We start from the raw sequence: 18238 nt of genomic DNA, 5'->3' as shown, positions 1-18238 counted from the left end.
AATCGTTATAATACTTCTTAGTAAAAATTAGGAGGAAAGAAATGAAAAGGTTAGAAATATCAATGCTTATTGACAAACAGATATTTGATCCAAACTTTTTTAATTCATTTTTCAATTTTTTTTTAAGAAAAATTTTTTCTAATTTTACACTTTATGATTGCAATTTAAATTTTTATATTATAGAGATATAACTTTTATAGTTATATCTTTTTTTTTAGAGGAGGTAAGATGAAAGGAAAGCTTATTCTAGAAAATGGTATGAGTTTTGATGGAAAAATTTTTGGACATTTTGGAGAGACAACTGGGGAAATAGTTTTTACTACTGGAATGACTGGGTATCAGGAGGTTTTAACAGATCCATCTCTTTATGGAAAGATAGTTGTTATGACGTATCCTATGGTTGGGAACTATGGATTAAATCTTGAGGATATGGAATCAGACAAAATTCATCTAAAAGGATTTATTATAAAGGAAGATGCGAAACTTCCAAATAACTTTAGATGTGAGATGACTTTAGAAGGATTTTTAAGTCAATATAATGTAGTTGGATTCAAAGGTGTAGATACTAGAGAATTAACTAAAATAATAAGAGATAAAGGTTCGATGAAGGCTATTATTACAGATAAAGAATTAACACACAAAGAATTAAAAGAAAGATTTGATAATTTTTCATATGAAAATGCAGTAGAGCAGGTGAGCAGAAAAGGTATAATTGAAATTGGCGGAAATGGACTAAAAATAGGTGTATTAGACTTAGGGGTAAAAAGAAGTACTTTAGATCTATTGGAAAAAATGGGATTTGCTGTATCTGTATTCCCTTATAATACTTCATCAAATGAATTATTGAGACATAGTCTTGATGGTCTTATTATTTCAAGTGGTCCTGGAGATCCAAACGAAATGAAGGAAATAATTAAGGAAGTAAAAGGAACACTGTCTAATGTTCCAATGCTTGGAATATCTCTTGGAGCTCAAATAATGAATTTAGCTCTAGGTGGAAGTGTAACAAAAATGAAAAATGGACACAGAGGAGTAAATCACCCTGTAGAAGATTTAAATAGAAAAAAAATATATATAACAGATCAGAATCATGGATATTCAATAGAAAATCTAGGTGGAGCTTCTGAAACTACTCACATGAATCTTAATGACAAAACAATAGAAGGATTTAGATGTGATTCTCTTGCTGCTATGGGAGTTCAATTTATGCCGGATCTTTCTGGAGAAGATTTGAATAATGTGTTTACTGATTTCATGGCTGTAATTGAAAAAGGGATAGTTGAAAAAAATAATGATAAAGAATGTGAAAAAAAAGAAGCACATCTGAATTAGGAGGGGAAAATGTTAGATAAGTCTATAAAGAAAACATTAGTTATAGGTTCAGGACCAATCATAATAGGACAGGCAGCAGAGTTTGACTATTCAGGAACTCAAGCTTGTGAAACTTTGAAAAAAGAGGGAATAGAAGTTGTGCTTATCAACTCTAACCCAGCAACAATAATGACAGATAAAGCAGTAGCTGATAGAATATATATCGAGCCAATTACTTTGGACTTTGTTGAGAAAGTAATAGCTAAAGAAAAACCAGACTCTGTAATCGCTGGAATGGGAGGACAAACAGGTCTGAACATGGTGGTAGAATTACATGAAAAAGGTATTCTTGAAAAATATGGAGTAAAAGTAATAGGAACATCTGTAGAAGCTATCAAAAAAGGTGAAGACAGAGAGATATTCAGAGAAACTATGAATAAACTTGGAGAGCCTATTATTCAAAGTAAAATAGTAGAAACTTTGGAAGAAGGATTTGAAGTAGCTAGAGAAATAGGTTATCCAGTAGTAGTAAGACCTGCTTATACATTGGGAGGTACTGGGGGAGGAATAGCAAACGACCCTAATGAACTGGAAGACATCCTTATGAAAGGGCTGGCTCTGTCAATGGTAGGACAGGTTCTTCTTGAAAAATCTATATATGGTTGGAAAGAAATAGAGTATGAAGTAATAAGAGATAAAAATGGAAATACAATAGTTGTATGTAATATGGAGAATGTGGATCCAGTGGGAATTCATACTGGAGACTCAATAGTTGTTGCTCCTACACAGACTTTATCTGATAAAGAGTGCAGAATGCTGAGAGCTTCAGCTGTAAAAATAGTAAATGAAGTTGGAGTTATTGGAGGATGTAACGTACAATTTGCTCTTCATCCAAAATCATTTGAGTATGCAATAATAGAGATCAACCCAAGAGTATCAAGATCATCAGCACTAGCTTCTAAAGCAACAGGATATCCTATTGCAAGAGTATCAACAAAGCTGGCTATGGGATATACTCTTAATGAGATAATCAATGAGGCTACTCAAACTACTTATGCCTGCTTTGATCCTACAATTGACTATATAGTTGTAAAAATACCTAAATGGCCGTTTGATAAATTCAAAAAAGCAAATAGAAGATTAGGTACAAAAATGATGGCAACAGGGGAAGTTATGGCAATAGGAAATAATTTTGAGGCAGCATTACTGAAAGGTATCAGATCACTTGAAATAGGAAGATACAATTTAGAACATCCAGTTGCTAAGAAAATGACTATGGAAGAGTTAAAAGCAGCAGTTGTAAAACCAGATGATGAAAGAATCTTCATAGTGGCAGAGATGCTTAGAAGAGGATACATCAAAGAAAAATTACAGAAAATTACTGGAATAGATAAATTCTTCATGGAGAAAATTGAATGGATTGTTAAACAGGAAGAAATAGTAAAAAGAATGTCTCTTAGAGATTTAGATGAGATCTATTTAAGAAAGCTTAAAAAGAAAGGATTCTCAGATAAAGGTATAGCTGAACTTATGAAAATAAGTGAAGAAGATATAACTTCTAAGAGAAAAGAGCTTCATATATTGCCGGTATATAAAATGGTTGACACTTGTGCTGGAGAATTTAAAGCAACATCTTCATATTATTACTCAACATATGATCAATATGATGAAGTAGAAGTATCTAACAGAAGAAAAATAGTGGTAATAGGATCAGGACCGATAAGAATTGGACAAGGAATAGAATTTGACTATTGTACAGTTCATGCAGTAAAAACATTGAAAAAACTGGGAATAGAAAGCATCATAATAAACAATAACCCAGAGACAGTTTCAACAGACTTCTCAACAGCAGACAAACTATACTTTGAACCATTAGTAACAGAAGATATAATGAATATCCTTGAAAAAGAGAAACCAGAGGGAGTAATACTTCAATTTGGAGGACAGACAGCAATCAAATTAGCAAATGATTTGAGCGATAGAGGAATCAAAGTAATAGGAACAAGTGCAGACAAAATAGACGAAGCAGAAGACAGAGAAAGATTTGAAGAAATGATGGAAGAACTGGATATAAAAAGGCCTAAAGGAAGAGCAGTGTGGGATATTGAGCATGGAATAGAAATAGCAAATGAAATAAACTATCCAGTGCTGGTAAGACCATCATATGTACTAGGTGGACAAGGAATGGAAATATGCCATGACGAGTACAATCTAGTAAAATATCTGGAAGCATCATTTGACAGAGATCCATCAAATCCAGTGTTGATAGATAAATATCTAAACGGAATCGAATTAGAAGTAGATGCAGTGTGTGATGGAGAAGAGGTACTTATTCCGGGAGTAATGGAGCATTTGGAAAGAGCAGGTATCCACTCTGGAGACTCAATCACTATCTATCCTCAGCAGAATCTATATGAGGGAACAGAGGACAAGATTCTTGAAATAACATATAAAATAGCAAAAGCTCTTGAAGTAAAAGGTATGATGAATATTCAGTTTATCGCTTATGAAAATGAGCTGTATGTAATAGAGGTAAACCCAAGATCATCAAGAACAGTTCCATATATCTCAAAAGTATCAGGAGTGCCGGTTATTGAAATAGCAACAAGAGTAGCGCTTGGAGAAAAACTAAAAGATATGGCATATGGAACAGGAATTTACAAGAAGCCAAATGTAGTAGCAGTAAAAGTACCAGTATTCTCAACAGAAAAACTATCAAGTGTAGAGGTATCATTAGGACCAGAAATGAGATCAACAGGAGAGGTACTGGGAGTAGGAAATAATGTAGATGAGGCTATCTATAAAGGACTGCTTGGAGCAAAAAGAGTACATCTTATCAAAGACAGAAAAATATTAGTAACTATCAGAGACAAAGATAAAGCAGAGTTTTTACCAATTGCTAAAAGTCTGGTAGAGCACGGATCAATTCTATTTGCAACAAGTGGAACACAAAAATTCCTAGCAGAAAATGGAGTAGAGGCAACAGTAATAAATAAAATAGATGAGCCATCGCCAAATATCTCTGATGTATTAAAAAATAGAGAAGTAGATCTATTAATAAATACACCAACAAAAGCAAATGACGCTCAAAGAGATGGATTTAAAATGAGAAGGACAGCAATAGAGTATGGAGTAGAAGTATTAACATCTCTTGATACTATAAGTGCTATTCTTAGAATGCAGGACAGACACGTAGATGAAGCAAAACTAGAAGTGTTTGATGTAAGTAAAATTTAGTTCTAGTTAAAACAGCAGGCTATAGATAATTTATTTTATCTATAGCCTATTATGTTAGAATTAAAAAATTTAAGGAAGAGAATATAAAAACTGCACCTTCTTTCTTAATTTCTAAGATTTTAGATGCAGTACATTATATTTCAATTTTTGTATTATTTTTTAATAAGAGTAATTGATCTTTTCTTGTAATTATCTATAAATTCAGCAACGAAAGCACTCATTATTCCCAGTACTATTCCGAATAATACCCCTATTGCCAGAATCATTTTAGCTTTGCTTTTTGCTTCTATTTCATAGACAGAAGAATCTAAAGAAACTATATTTTTTATATTAGGATCTCTTGTCAATCCATTTAAACCAATAAGCATTTCAGAGCTTTGATTATATAAATCACTTACTTTTTCCTTTTCTACATTTAGAACAGGATTAGTGTATTCTATAAAGTCTTTTATATTAGTATCTTTTGTTATAGTATTCTTTTCTTTCTCAATAAGTTCTTTAATAGTATTTTCTATTATATTAAGTTTTTCTCTTGATTCTTTATTTTCTTTTTCAAGAAATTCATATCTATTTTCTATTTCATCATCAACTTGTATATGGCTGATAGATTTTACAATATCAATATATTTATTCAAAATATTTTTTTGAAGCTCAAGATTTTTTTTCATAGTAACTGATACAGTGTAGCTATTACTGTCTTTATTATAATTTATTCTTAAAATATTGTTTAAAAATTTAGATTTTGAATAATCACTTTCATTTTCTTTGCTAATCTTTTCTAAATAAAGAGTGTTTAATTCTTCAATTTTGAAAAATTCATCAACATATTTATTGGTAATTAAAATGTTATCTATATTTATTCTATTCAAAGTCAATCCAGACTTTTTAAAGAAATAATTACTTTCAAGTTTGTAATAATTGATATTAAATTTTAAAGCCAAAGTATTTTCTTTGTGGCTTCTGACAAAGAGTGCAGCTCCTAATCCCAACAAAGAACAGATAATAAAAATCCCCAAAACTAAAATTTTTCTTTTGATGATGATATCGACTAACTCATAGATATCTATCTCATCTTCTTCATAGTATTCTCTTTTTTCTAATTGGTTCATAAATAACTCCTATATATAATATTTTATAATTTTAATATTTCAAGTAGAGAGATATAAGTTTTTATTGAGTGATAAAAACCATATTTCAAAATAAGTTTATCTTATATTGCAGTTTTTGTCAAATTCAAATATTCTTAAAAAACAAGCAGATAAAACTAAATTGTAATTTTTAAGGATATTAATGTTTAAAAACGTAAAAATACAAAATTATTCTATTATAGTTAAATGATTGTTTAATGCTTTTATTGTGTTGGAAAAATAAAAAACTAAATTTAATATTTTATAACTTATTGTTAATCTGAGATCCAATGTAGATTTTAAGTTTTTAAAATTTTATTTATATTTTAATTTTAAATAAAAATATTTTATATGTGATTAATCTGAGATAAAGTTTTTATAGAAAACAGTTGATTTATAACATCTCTTAAAATATAATTATATACAATAGAAAAAATATTAAGTTTTAAATTTTCTAAAGAAAAAATAAATTATTTTATAAATGATATAAAATATAAGATGATTTTTTTATTTGAAAATTTTTGATAATAGAACTGTATAAGGTTTTAGCAGTTTTACATTTACTTTAAAAATGAATAATGTTATAATTAATAGATACTATAATTGACTTGAGGAGAATTGACATGAGCAGGGAAAGAGAGGCAGTTAAATATCGTAGGTATGGATTAATTCTTTATTACATACTGAGAATAGTAGGAAAAACATTAAATATAAAAATAATAAAGAATGATAAAGTCAAAGAAAATGAAGAGAGTTATGTTTTTGCATTTTGGCATAATAAACTTGTAGCTCCAACTCTTTGTCTTGATTATATAGAAAAGAGAGCAGTGCTTGCCAGTCCTTCAAAAGATGGCGAGCTTATTTCTGTGCCTTTGGAAAAAATGGGATTTCATATGGTAAGAGGTTCTTCAGATAAAAACTCAACATCCAGTTTGATATCTCTTATTAAACTGATGAAAAAGGGATATAGTATAGGGACTCCAGTAGATGGACCTAAGGGACCTATATATGAGGTGAAGCCCGGAATGATTTATTTAGCTCAAAAAGGAAGTATGCGGATGGTTCCCCTGGGAGGGGCCTATAAGAGTAAATGGACATTTAATAAAGCTTGGGATAAATTTCAATTTCCCAAACCTTTTACAACAATGGTATTTTTAATGGGAGATCCAATAGATATACCTAAAGATGCAAATGTAGAGGAATACTGTGAAATATTAAAAAATAAATTAAATGAATTAGATAAAGAAGCTGAAAAATATTTTTAGTGAGAAGATCTGATATTGAGAGGAGAGATAAATGAGTAAAAATTTTTATGTAACAACACCAATTTATTATGTAAATGGAGATCCGCATGTAGGGAGTGCTTATACAACAATAGCAGCAGATGTTATAGCTAGATATAAAAAAACTATGGGGTATGATGTTTTCTTCTTAACTGGAACAGATGAACATGGACAGAAAGTAGAAGAAACTGCTAAACAAAAAGGATATACACCTCAAGAGTGGACAGATATAATGGCACCAAAATTTGTGGAGATGTGGAAAGCTTTAAATATAGAATATACAGATTTTATAAGAACTACAGAACCAAGACATAAGGAAGCTGTAAAGAAAATATTGAAAAAAGTGTATGAAAATGGAGATATATATAAAGGAGAGTATTCAGGGAAATACTGTGTATCTTGTGAGACATTTGTTCCTGAAAATCAAATAGTAAATGGAAATCATTGTCCAGACTGTGGAAAAGAATTAAGAGTAGTAAAAGAGGAATCATACTTCTTTAAAATGTCAAAATACCAAGATGCTCTTTTAGCTCATATAGATTCTCATCCTGACTTTATTCTTCCTCGTTCGAGAAAAAATGAAGTTGTTTCTTTCATTAAACAGGGATTACAGGATCTGTCTATATCTAGAAATACTTTTGAATGGGGTATTCCAATAGAGTTTGCACCAGGACATATAACTTATGTATGGTTTGATGCTCTTACTAACTATCTTACAGCTGTAGGGTATGAAAATAATCCTGAGTTATTTGATAAATTCTGGACTAATGGAGAAGTTGTACATCTTTTAGGAAAAGATATAGTAAGATTCCATGCTATTATCTGGCCTTGTATGCTTCTTTCAGCAGGAGTAAAACTTCCAGATAATATTGTTGCTCATGGTTGGTGGACTTCTGAGGGAGAAAAAATGTCTAAGTCTAAAGGGAATGTAGTAGACCCAGTGGCAGAAACTAAAAAATATGGTGTAGATGCTTTCAGATACTGCTTATTAAGAGAAGTTCAATTTGGAAATGATGGAGACTATTCAACAAAATCAGTGGTAACTAGAATAAACTCTGATCTTGCAAATGACTTAGGAAACCTATTGAACAGAACACTTGGAATGTATAAAAAATATTTTAATGGTGTAATAGCCGCTGGAACAACAAGAGATGCTTTTGATGATGAAATAGAAAATTTATGGAATGAAACTTTAAAAGAAGTTACTGAACAAATGAATATAGTTCAATTCTCAAAATCTCTTGAAGCTATATGGAAATTTATATCAAGACTTAACAAATATATTGATGAAACTATGCCTTGGGCACTTGCCAAAGATGAAGATAAAAAAGACAGACTTGCAGTAGTAATGAACCATTTAGTAAATGGATTATACAAAACTGCTGTAATGATTTATCCATGTATGCCAACAGCAGCTCAAAAAATCTGGGATCAATTAGGAGTACAAAAACCTGTAAGAGATGCTAAAGTAGCAGAGGTTGAAGGTTGGGATCTTCTTCCAGCAGGACATGTATTAGGAAATGCTGAACCAATATTCCCAAGACTTGACTTAGAAGCTCTTGAACCTAAAAAAGATCCAATGGTAATTGATCCAGAATTAGTAATAGAAAATGCTGTAGATATTTCTGAATTTGATAAATTAAAAATACAGGTTGTGGAAATATTAGAAGCTGGAAAAATAGCTGGAGCAGATAAACTTCTTAAATTTAAAGTAAGTGTTGGAGATCATGCTAGACAAATAGTTTCTGGTATTGCAAAATCATATCCAGAACCTGAAAAATTAGTAGGTAAAAAAGTTCTTGCTATAACTAACTTAAAAACAGTTAAACTAAGAGGTGAAGTATCTCAAGGAATGCTTTTAAGTACTGAAGACAAAGTAAATGGATTAAAATTAGTAGAAGTAGATAAAAGTGTAGTAGTAGGGTCAAGAGCAAAATAAGGAATATACAGGAGGAAAATATAGAATGAAAAAAGTTACAAAGGCAGTAATTCCAGCAGCAGGATTAGGAACAAGAGTATTACCTGCTACAAAGGCACAGCCTAAAGAGATGCTTGTAATAGTTGATAAACCTTCTTTACAATATATTGTAGAAGAGCTTGTAAAATCTGGAATCACAGATATAGTAATTGTTACAGGAAGAAATAAAAATTCTATAGAGGATCACTTTGACTATTCATATGAACTTGAAAATACATTACAAAAAGATGGAAAAGATGAGCTTTTAGAAAAAATAGAAAACCTTTCAACTATGGCAAATATTTTTTATGTGAGACAGAACCTTCCTAAAGGCTTGGGACATGCTATATTAAAAGCAAAACCTTTTATAGGAGATGATCCATTTGTTATAGCTCTGGGAGATGATATAGTAGATAATCCAGAAAGACCAGTAGCTAAGCAGCTGATAGATGTATATGAAAAATATAGATCAAGTATAGTAGGATGTCAGGAAGTGGCAGAAAAAGATATTTCTAAATATGGAATAGTGAAGCCTATTGAAAGACTTGATGATAGTACTTGCGTCATAGAAGATTTTATAGAGAAACCATCTATTGAGGAAGCACCTTCAAATTTTGCATGTCTTGGAAGATACCTTCTTACAGGAAAGATATTCAAGTATCTTGAAGAGGTTAAACCTGGTAAAGGTGGAGAAATACAGCTTACAGATGCTATATTGGATATGCTTAAAGATGGGGAAAGAGTTCTTTCTTACAACTTTGAAGGAAAAAGATATGACATTGGAAATAAAGTAGGACTTCTAAAAGCTAATATAGAGTTTGGACTTAAAAATGAAGAAACAAGAGAAGAATTATTAAAATATTTAAAAACAGAACTTAAATTAGATTAATAACTAAGATGATGAGTATGATTTTATAAATCACCTCATCATTCTTTTTATACATAGGGGGAGAGAATGGGAGCGAAGTTAAGAAATGTAAGTGCAATGCTGATATTTGGAACAATAGGATTATTTGTAAAAAATATAGATTTGACTTCCAGTGAAATAGCATTGGTAAGAGGAGTAATAGGGGGAATTGTTCTTGTTGTAGTTTCTCTTCTTATAAAAAATAAAGTTTCTTTTAAAGATGTAAAAGCAAATCTTCTGCTTCTATTATTATCAGGGGGAGCAATTGGATTGAACTGGATATTTCTGTTTCAGGCATATAAATATACAACTATTTCTAATGCTACATTAAGTTATTATTTTGCTCCAGTTTTTGTCATGCTTCTTTCGCCATTTATATTGAAAGAAAAACTTACTCTAAAAAAAATACTCTGTGTTGCCTGTGCAATGCTGGGAATGATGTGTATAGTAGGAAACAGTGGGGGAGCTACTGAGGGGAGAAATGATTTTCTAGGAATTTCTTATGGACTTGCAGCAGCAGCTTTTTATGCTAGTGTTGTGCTTATGAATAAATTTCTAAAGAATTTAAAAAGTCTTGAAACAACTTACATACAATTAATTTTAGCAGCAGTTGTACTTATGCCTTATGTATTTACTGTTGAAGGATTTAATATTTTCAGAATGCCTGCATCTTCAATACCATATATATTGATATTGGGAGTAGTTCATACTGGGCTTGCTTATCTGCTATATTTTTCATCTTTGAAAGAATTGAAAGGTCAAACTATAGCAGTTATGAGTTATATAGACCCTATATCTGCTGTAATAATTTCAGCTATATTTTTAAGAGAAAGAATGGGACTCTTGCAGATAGCAGGAGGTGTTCTAATTTTAGGTTCAACTTTAATAAGTGAGCTTACAAAGAACAAGGAGGAATAAATGAGAGTTTTATTTATAGGAAATAGTCATACTTATTTTAATGATATGCCTCATATTTTTAAAATGATATGCAAAGAAAATAATATTGCCATGGAAGTAACAATGATAGCACATGGTTATAAGGGATTGGATTTTCATAAAGATGAACCAGAAGTTAGATTTAATATACTTTATGGAGATTATGACTATGTAGTGCTTCAGCACCTTCAATCTGGATTTGATGAAAAAGTTCTTGGAACTTCTGTTGAAGCGATTAATAAGTTTATAAAAATGGCTGGATCAAAAGCTGTATTGTATATGCCTTGGACTTTAAAAGGAGAAGAGGATAAACAGAAAGCTATGTCAGATGCTTATTTAAATTTAGGTTTAAAACTTAATATAGCAGTAGCTCCTGTAGGAATAATATGGTGGAACTTTAAGAAAAAACATCCTGAAATTGAGCTTTATTTTAAAGATAATAAACATGCTTCTGAGGCAGGATCGACTTTAGCAGCATATACTATTTTTAATACTATATTTAATAAAAAAGCTTCATGTAAAACAGATGTATGTGTAGATATGGCTGATGAAGCATATAAAGTGATAGAGGAATTAAAAAAATAAAAGAGGTCAGCCCAAGATAAAAATATAATAAAAAAAGACCAAGCAAAAAATATAAAATAGTAACTATTTGCTATAAAAAATATCTTAGTTTAAGACTAGTGAAAATTAGAAGGAAAATCGTAAAATTAATGAAGTGATATACTTCGTTAGAATCGGTACTGTTTGAATGAAGCGATAAGCGAAATGAGTTTACCGATTTAGGAGTATGAACAAAATTAATAGGTTTTCTTTCTACTGAAGCTAGTCTTAAACTAAAAAAAATTATTCTTTTTAATTTAGCTAAATTATTACATAAAATACAGGATAATTTTATATTTCTCTTATCTAAGAGATTCTTTTATCTAATAGATTGGTCTTTTTTTATTGAAAATATAAGTAATTTTATTTTTTTATTACTAATGATTTATTATCTATAGCTCTCATTGTAGCCAATATCCCATCCAGATGATCAAACTCATGCTGTAAAAGCTCAGAAAGATCTCCCTCTAAAGACATTACCTGCTCTTTCCAGTCCATATCTAAATATTTTATTCTGCATCTTTTATGACGCATCACTTTAACAAGCAGATTTGGAAAAGACATACAGTCGTCTAATACTTCCATCATTTCATTATCAGGAAACTCCAGAACTGGATTTATAAATACCACAGGTTTATCAATGAACATATAGAGAAGTCTTTTTTTAACTCCTATCTGAGGTGCTGCAATAGCACGTCCAGCATGATATTTTTCCCTGAAATCCATCAATGTATCATGAAGGTCCTGAACTACAGATTTAAGAGTTTCAATTTCATCTGGTTTCACGGGCTCACTTATTTGGTATAATTCCTCATTTCCAAGAAGCAGAATCTCTCTTTTCATAGCAATCTCCTTATTTGTTATTAGCTAAGTAGTTTAAAGCAAATTGAGCATACAATGCAGTACCAACTTCAAGCATATCCTCATCTATATCAAATTTTTCATGATGATGAGGGAAGTCAGTTCCTTTTTCCTTGTTTCCAGTTCCAAGTTTTACCATAACTCCTGGAACGATATTAGAGAAGAATGAGAAATCCTCTCCTCCAGTAGAAGGGGGAACAGCAATAACATTTTCTTTTCCTACAAGAGAAGCAGCAGTTTCTCTTGCTAACGCAGCACAGTTATCATCATTGATAGTTGGCCCTACTCCCTCTGTAAATTCTACTTCAGCAGTGGCTCTGTAAGCTTCAGCTGTAGATTTAGCTACTCTTGTTATAGAGTCAAAGAAATTCTTTCTAACTTCAGGGCTGTAGCATCTAGTAGTACCACTCAATATAGCAGTAGGAGCTATAACATTGAATCTAGTTCCAGATTTAATTTCTCCAACAGTAAGCACAGCAGGATCAAAAGGTGAATACTCTCTGCTGATAATAGGCTGAAGGTTCATAACAATAGCAGAACCTACTACAACAGCATCTATACACTGCTCTGGTCTTGCTCCATGTCCCCCTTTTCCAGTTACAGTTATTTTAAACATATCTCCTGATGCCATTCTTGCTCCACTGTCAGCAGATATTTGCCCAGAAGGAACATCAGATGATACATGGATACCCATAATTGCATCTACACCTTCCATAACTCCAGCAGCTATCATTTTTTTAGCACCAAGTACTACCTCTTCTCCCGGCTGGAAAAAAAGTTTTACAGTACCATTTATTTCATCTTTCATTCTGTTTAGAACTTTAGCAGCTCCCAAAAGCATAGCTCCATGAGAGTCATGTCCGCATGCATGCATTAACCCATGAACTTTAGAAGCATATTCTTTCCCAGTCTGTTCAATAACAGCAAGGGCATCAATATCTCCTCTTAAAGCAACAGTTTTTCCAGAATTAGCTCCATGGATAGTAGCAACTACTCCAGTATCAGCAACTATTTCACATTCTATTCCATCTTTTTCCAGTTCAGCTTTTATCCTTTTAGAAGTTTCATATTCTTGAAGACTTGGTTCTGGATTCATATGAAATTCTCTTCTCATATTTAGGACATAATCTTTGTACTCTTTAGCTAATTCTTGTGATTTCATTTTATTTCCCCCTTGTATAATGTAAATATGAAATATTTTCTATATTTACTTATTTTTTAAGTTATATTTATATTAAATATTGTGGATTAGTTTAAGATCTTAGATCTATTTTAACTTATATTTTTATTTATTGATATAAAATTATTTATTATCTTTTGTTATGTAAGTGTTAGTGATATCTATATAACCGGTTTTTTTCATAAGAAGCCCTTTTACATTTTTATTCATTCCCAGATTAAGTTTAGGAAAAACTAAAGTGTAATGAGGAAGATCTCTTTGAAGTATATCTTGTACCTCTTTGTAAATAAGGTTTCTTTCATCTTCATTTACAGAGTTTCTTGCTTTATCCAAAAGTTCGTCAGCTTCTTTAGATACATAGTTGCTTCTGTTAGCTGAACCATTTCTCTGTGAAGAGTGGAACATTGGGTATAGAGCAGCGTCAGCATCTCCAGAAGATACATTCCATGAGAAAAGGTACAGTTGTTTATTTTGCTCTAATGTTTTTGAAAGGTAAGTTCCCCATTCAAAAACTTCTATTTCAACATTTATCCCAACAGCTTTCAGCTGATCTTGAATGATAACACACATATCAACTCTTGTAGACTCATCATTTACCCATAATTTTATATTGAAGCCATCTGGGTATCCAGCTTCTTTTAAAAGCTCCTTAGCTTTCTCTATATTTACTTCATAGATATTAGAGTCAGGATTGTATCCAGCTACTACAGTAGGAAGTGTTGAATTTGCCGGAACAGCAGCACCTCTGAATACAGCTTCTGCAAGAACTCTGTTGTCTACAGCATAAGCAATGGCTTGTCTTACTCTGATATCAACAAATAATGGATTTGTCTGATCAAAAGCAAGGTAAAGACTTGAAGGAGCTTCCACTTCTACTAATTCAAGCTTCTTGTGATTCATAACAGCTTCTCTGTCCATGATACCAATATCAAAAGCTACATCTATTTCACCAGTTTCCAAAGATATCATTCTGTTGCTTACTTCAGGGATATTTTTGAAAACTACATTTTTTATTTTTGATTCACCTTTCCAACTCTCAGGGAATGATTCAAGAACTATTCTGTCTCCTGTTATCCATTCTTTGAATTTATGCTGTCCAGTTCCTACAGGATTTTTGAAAACATCATCCCCAGCCTCTACAGCAGCTCTTTTGTTGATAATAGAACCATTAGTAGTAGACAGATGTTTTAGCAAAGGACCAAAAGGTTCTTTTGTAGTTACCTTTACAGTGTTTTCATCAATGATGGCAACTTCTTTTATTGGATTAAAAAGGTATGAAGCCTGTGGAGAAGCTATTGCTCTGTCGAGAGAGTACTTTACATCTTCAGCAGTCATTGTATCTCCATTGTGGAATTTAACTCCTTTTCTCAAATGGAAGATCATGCTGTAGTCGTCTACTCTTTCCCATTTTTCAGCAAGCCCTGGTTCGATATTAAGATTTTCATCCATAGAAGTCAAAGTATCAAACATCATCTGCATAACTTTGTTTGAAACAGTATCAATACTCTTTTGAGGGTCAAGAGTTTTAGCATCAGATTTTTGAGCTATAACAAGAGTCTCTTTTAAAGCAGTATCATTACCAGTTTTCTTTTCAGCAGCAACAGTTTTTCCAAATCCAACTAATACCAGTATCGTTAGTATCAATCCCAATGTTTTTAAAATTTTCTTGTTCATTTTTTTCCCCCTTAAATTTTGTATAAAAAAAAGCAGCCCAGTCAGGCTGCTCTAAATATACTTTTATTTATCCTAAAATAATCATTTGACTTATACACTCATAACCAATAAGGGTTCCCTATTAATTATGACTGATATCAATAGGAACACAAAAGTTATTAAAACTATGAAAACTAAACCTAACATCAGAGATAATTGTATATATATTTCTTTTAAAGTAAAAGTAAAAAAAGTAGTAAAAGTAATAAAAATATACAAATGCTCTAAATTCTAAGTTAGTTCTTAACATACCCTGTGTCCTCCTTTTCAAAATGATTACTTCTTGTAGAGGATTGTAATACTAAAAAAACGAAAAGTCAAGAAATATTTTAAAATATTTTTTAATCTTTATTCTTATCTAAGAAATCAAGAGCATATTGGGCATAGAATGCTACTCCACCTACAAATACATCTTCATCTACATCAAATTTTCCATGATGATGTGGATATGTAGTGCCTTTTTCTTCGTTTCTGGCACCTAAGTTGCACATAACTCCAGGAACAATAGAAGAAAATTCAGAAAAATCCTCTCCACCAGTAGCTGGAGGAGTTTCTACTACATTTTCTTTTCCTACTATCTTTCCAGCTGCTTCACGAGCAATGGAAGTGCAGGCATCATCATTGATAGTTATTTTTACTAGATTAGAGTATTCCATTTCAGCAGTTGCTCTATATGCTTCAGCAGTAGCCTTAGCTATTCTTTCAATAGCTGCTGGAACTTTTTCTTTAAATTCTGGGTTATAGTATCTTACAGTCCCTTCAATAACAGCTCTTGGAGCTATTACATTGAATCTAGTTCCTGACTGGATAGAACCAATTGTTACAACCAGAGGATCAAAAGGACTGAATTCTCTGCTGACAAGAGACTGCATATTCATAACAACAGCAGAACCAACAACAACAGCATCTATTGTTTTTTCAGGTTCAGCACCATGTCCACCCTTTCCAGTTACAGTAATTTTAAAATAGTCAGCAGAAGCTGTCTTTGCACCAGGGTCAGCATTGATAGTACCAGATGGAAGTCCACTGGAAATATGCATTCCCATAACACCATCTACACCTTCGAGAGCTCCCTCTGCCACCATAGCAGCAGCACCTTTTCCAACTTCTTCACCAGGCTGGAAGAAAAATTTAACAGTTCCATTGATTTTATCTTTCATTTCATTGAGCACCATAGCTGATCCCAGAAGCATAGCTCCATGAGTATCATGTCCACAGGCGTGCATAAGCCCGTGAACTTTTGAAGCATATTCTTTTCCACTTTCTTCTATTACAGCCAGAGCGTCAATATCACCTCTCAGAGCTACAGTTTTTCCGGGATGATCACCTTTGATAGTTGCTATAACTCCAGTACTGGCTATGCTTCTGTTTTCAATACCAGCTTTGTCCAGCTCTTCCCTTATCCTCCTTGAAGTGTTGTATTCCTCCATACTTGCTTCAGGATTCATATGAAATTCTCTTCTCATTTTTATTACATAATCTTTATATTTCTCTGCTAATTTTTTAGTTTGCATTTATTTTTTCCTCCCAGTTGGTTTAGCTTTTATTTTTCAACATATGCTTTTGTCATATCAACATATCCATTTTTCTTAAAGATCATACCTTTTACTTTAGTACTTTTTGCAAGATTTAATTTAGGATAAACTAAAGTGTAATGAGGAAGTTCCTCTTGAAGAATATCTTGTACTTTTTTGTAGATCTCAGTTCTTTCATCTTGATCTACTGAAGTTCTTGCTTTATCTAAAAGTTCATCAATCTCTTTGTTAGAATAGAAACTTCTGTTACCAGATGCTCCGTGCTGGCTAGAGTGGAATAAAGGATAAAGAGAAGCGTCTCCATCTCCAGATGAATTCCATGAAAGGAAATAAAGTTCTTTGTCAGGAAGAGCTGTCTTAGATACATAAGCTCCAAATTCAAAAACTTTGATTTCGATATTGATACCAATAGCTTTTAATTGATCTTGAATAATTACACACATATCTACTCTAGGACCATCATCCATTACCCATAATTGAAGGTCAAGTCCATTAGGATATCCAGCTTCTTTTAAAAGTTCTTTAGCTTTTTCGATATTCTGGTCATATTTTTTTACATTAGGATTGTATGCAGGAGAAGCTTTAGCCATAACTGAATCAGCAGCAACAGCTGAACCTCTGAAGATTGCATCTACAAAAACATTATTATCAATAGCATAGGCGATTGCCTGTCTTAATTTTTTATTTTGGAATTTAGGTACACTTTGGTCAAATCCAATGTAAAGGATAGAAGGAGATTCAACTTCAAGCAGCTCTAAATTTTTATGATTTTTAACAGCTTCTTTATCCATAAGACCAATGTCAAAAGAGATATCAGCTTCCCCAGTTTCCAAATAGATCATTCTGTTGCTTACTTCAGGAACAGTTTTGAAAGTGATCTCTTTGATTTTAGGAGCACCATGATATGAATCATTAAACGCTTCAAAAACAATCTTGTTTCCAGGAAGCCATTCTTTGAATTTGTATTGTCCAGTTCCTACAGGATTTTTAACATAATCATCCCCAGCAGCTTCTACTACTTTCTTGTTTACAATTCCTCCCTGAACAGCAGCAAGGTTTTGTAAAAGAGCACCAAAAGGAGCCTTTGTAGTAACTTTTACAGTATAGTCATCTATAACTGTAACTTCAGAAATAGGGTTGTAAAGATACATAGTTTGAGGAGAAGCAACAGCTCTTTCCAATGTAAATTTTACATCTTCAGCTTTCAGTTCATCTCCATTATGGAACTTAACACCTTTTCTTAAATAAAAGACAACACTATATTCATCAATTCTTTCCCATCTTTCAGCAAGAGCAGGAACTACATTAAGGTTTTCGTCTAATTCTAAAAGAGAGTCATACATAAGATTGATAGATTTATTAGACATAGTATCAATACTCTTTTGAGGATCAACAGTCTTAGGATCAGACTTCATTGCTACAACAAGAGTATCTTTCAGTTGGACTTTAGCAGAAGTAGCGGCAGGATCTGTTTTTTTCTCATCTTTTGATGAGGCAGAAAGTTTCATAGCACTAAATAACCCAACACAAACCAATAACATACACATTCCGAGTTTTTTAAACGTTTTATAATTCATTTTTTCACATC

The 18238-nt window shown here is 32.0% G+C and carries 13 protein-coding genes; 7 read left to right on the top strand and 6 right to left on the bottom strand.

What is annotated here, in order from left to right; genetic code table 11:
* Window positions 1-228 precede the first annotated feature (228 nt).
* Window positions 229-1332 (top strand): carbamoyl phosphate synthase small subunit, encoded by a 1104-nt coding sequence (locus C4N20_RS00800; RefSeq protein WP_005981882.1) that lies wholly within the window; start codon window positions 229-231, stop codon window positions 1330-1332.
* A gap of 9 nt (window positions 1333-1341) precedes the next feature.
* On the top strand, window positions 1342-4548 hold the full coding sequence (gene carB / locus C4N20_RS00795) for a carbamoyl-phosphate synthase large subunit (RefSeq protein ID WP_005981883.1): 3207 nt from the start codon (window positions 1342-1344) through the stop codon (window positions 4546-4548).
* Window positions 4549-4700: 152 nt separating this feature from the next.
* On the opposite strand, the gene C4N20_RS00790 is transcribed toward carB, so the two are convergent.
* Window positions 4701-5657: a hypothetical protein gene (locus C4N20_RS00790; protein ID WP_005981884.1), complete on the bottom strand. Its 957-nt coding sequence runs from the start codon at window positions 5655-5657 to the stop codon at window positions 4701-4703.
* Window positions 5658-6298: 641 nt separating this feature from the next.
* Between C4N20_RS00790 and C4N20_RS00785 the strand changes: the two genes are divergently transcribed.
* From C4N20_RS00785 to C4N20_RS00765, 5 genes are all read left to right on the top strand, one after another.
* Complete coding sequence (locus C4N20_RS00785) at window positions 6299-6940, top strand: lysophospholipid acyltransferase family protein (protein WP_005981885.1); 642 nt, start codon at window positions 6299-6301, stop codon at window positions 6938-6940.
* A 31-nt stretch (window positions 6941-6971) separates the two neighbouring features.
* Window positions 6972-8897: a methionine--tRNA ligase gene (gene metG / locus C4N20_RS00780; RefSeq protein ID WP_005981887.1), complete on the top strand. Its 1926-nt coding sequence runs from the start codon at window positions 6972-6974 to the stop codon at window positions 8895-8897.
* Between the two features lie 25 nt (window positions 8898-8922).
* Window positions 8923-9804, top strand: a complete 882-nt coding sequence (gene galU, locus C4N20_RS00775) for a UTP--glucose-1-phosphate uridylyltransferase GalU (protein ID WP_005981889.1) — start codon at window positions 8923-8925, stop codon at window positions 9802-9804.
* Window positions 9805-9870: 66 nt separating this feature from the next.
* A complete protein-coding gene (locus C4N20_RS00770; RefSeq protein ID WP_005981891.1) occupies window positions 9871-10740 on the top strand; it encodes a DMT family transporter in 870 nt (289 codons plus the stop codon).
* Window positions 10741-11343: a hypothetical protein gene (locus C4N20_RS00765; protein WP_005981893.1), complete on the top strand. Its 603-nt coding sequence runs from the start codon at window positions 10741-10743 to the stop codon at window positions 11341-11343.
* 381 nt (window positions 11344-11724) lie between these two features.
* On the opposite strand, the gene C4N20_RS00760 is transcribed toward C4N20_RS00765, so the two are convergent.
* The 5 genes from C4N20_RS00760 to C4N20_RS00740 all read right to left on the bottom strand — a co-directional run bounded on the left by C4N20_RS00760 (window position 11725) and on the right by C4N20_RS00740 (window position 18227).
* On the bottom strand, window positions 11725-12204 hold the full coding sequence (locus tag C4N20_RS00760) for a peptide deformylase (protein ID WP_005981895.1): 480 nt from the start codon (window positions 12202-12204) through the stop codon (window positions 11725-11727).
* Window positions 12205-12214: 10 nt separating this feature from the next.
* On the bottom strand, window positions 12215-13384 hold the full coding sequence (locus tag C4N20_RS00755) for a M20 metallopeptidase family protein (RefSeq protein ID WP_005981896.1): 1170 nt from the start codon (window positions 13382-13384) through the stop codon (window positions 12215-12217).
* Between the two features lie 141 nt (window positions 13385-13525).
* On the bottom strand, window positions 13526-15076 hold the full coding sequence (locus C4N20_RS00750) for an ABC transporter substrate-binding protein (protein WP_005981898.1): 1551 nt from the start codon (window positions 15074-15076) through the stop codon (window positions 13526-13528).
* A gap of 380 nt (window positions 15077-15456) precedes the next feature.
* Window positions 15457-16629, bottom strand: coding sequence for an amidohydrolase (locus C4N20_RS00745; RefSeq protein ID WP_005981900.1), 1173 nt, complete (start codon window positions 16627-16629; stop codon window positions 15457-15459).
* A gap of 29 nt (window positions 16630-16658) precedes the next feature.
* Window positions 16659-18227, bottom strand: coding sequence for an ABC transporter substrate-binding protein (locus tag C4N20_RS00740; RefSeq protein ID WP_005981902.1), 1569 nt, complete (start codon window positions 18225-18227; stop codon window positions 16659-16661).
* Between the last annotated feature and the right edge of the window lie 11 nt (window positions 18228-18238).

Origin of the sequence: Fusobacterium ulcerans, from assembly GCF_003019675.1 — a bacterium.
GTDB classification, from domain to species: domain Bacteria; phylum Fusobacteriota; class Fusobacteriia; order Fusobacteriales; family Fusobacteriaceae; genus Fusobacterium_A; species Fusobacterium_A ulcerans.
Note: the sequence above shows the minus strand (reverse complement) of the source record. Positions and strands in the feature narration are given on the sequence as shown.

Coding starts and splice junctions, on each gene's coding strand:
- C4N20_RS00750 (WP_005981898.1), bottom strand. CDS start 15,076: ATGAACAAGAAAATTTTAAAAACATTGGGATTGATACTAACGATACTG.
- metG (WP_005981887.1), top strand. CDS start 6,972: ATGAGTAAAAATTTTTATGTAACAACACCAATTTATTATGTAAATGGA.
- C4N20_RS00760 (WP_005981895.1), bottom strand. CDS start 12,204: ATGAAAAGAGAGATTCTGCTTCTTGGAAATGAGGAATTATACCAAATA.
- C4N20_RS00790 (WP_005981884.1), bottom strand. CDS start 5,657: ATGAACCAATTAGAAAAAAGAGAATACTATGAAGAAGATGAGATAGAT.
- C4N20_RS00745 (WP_005981900.1), bottom strand. CDS start 16,629: ATGCAAACTAAAAAATTAGCAGAGAAATATAAAGATTATGTAATAAAA.
- galU (WP_005981889.1), top strand. CDS start 8,923: ATGAAAAAAGTTACAAAGGCAGTAATTCCAGCAGCAGGATTAGGAACA.
- C4N20_RS00740 (WP_005981902.1), bottom strand. CDS start 18,227: ATGAATTATAAAACGTTTAAAAAACTCGGAATGTGTATGTTATTGGTT.
- C4N20_RS00770 (WP_005981891.1), top strand. CDS start 9,871: ATGGGAGCGAAGTTAAGAAATGTAAGTGCAATGCTGATATTTGGAACA.
- carB (WP_005981883.1), top strand. CDS start 1,342: ATGTTAGATAAGTCTATAAAGAAAACATTAGTTATAGGTTCAGGACCA.
- C4N20_RS00785 (WP_005981885.1), top strand. CDS start 6,299: ATGAGCAGGGAAAGAGAGGCAGTTAAATATCGTAGGTATGGATTAATT.
- C4N20_RS00765 (WP_005981893.1), top strand. CDS start 10,741: ATGAGAGTTTTATTTATAGGAAATAGTCATACTTATTTTAATGATATG.
- C4N20_RS00755 (WP_005981896.1), bottom strand. CDS start 13,384: ATGAAATCACAAGAATTAGCTAAAGAGTACAAAGATTATGTCCTAAAT.
- C4N20_RS00800 (WP_005981882.1), top strand. CDS start 229: ATGAAAGGAAAGCTTATTCTAGAAAATGGTATGAGTTTTGATGGAAAA.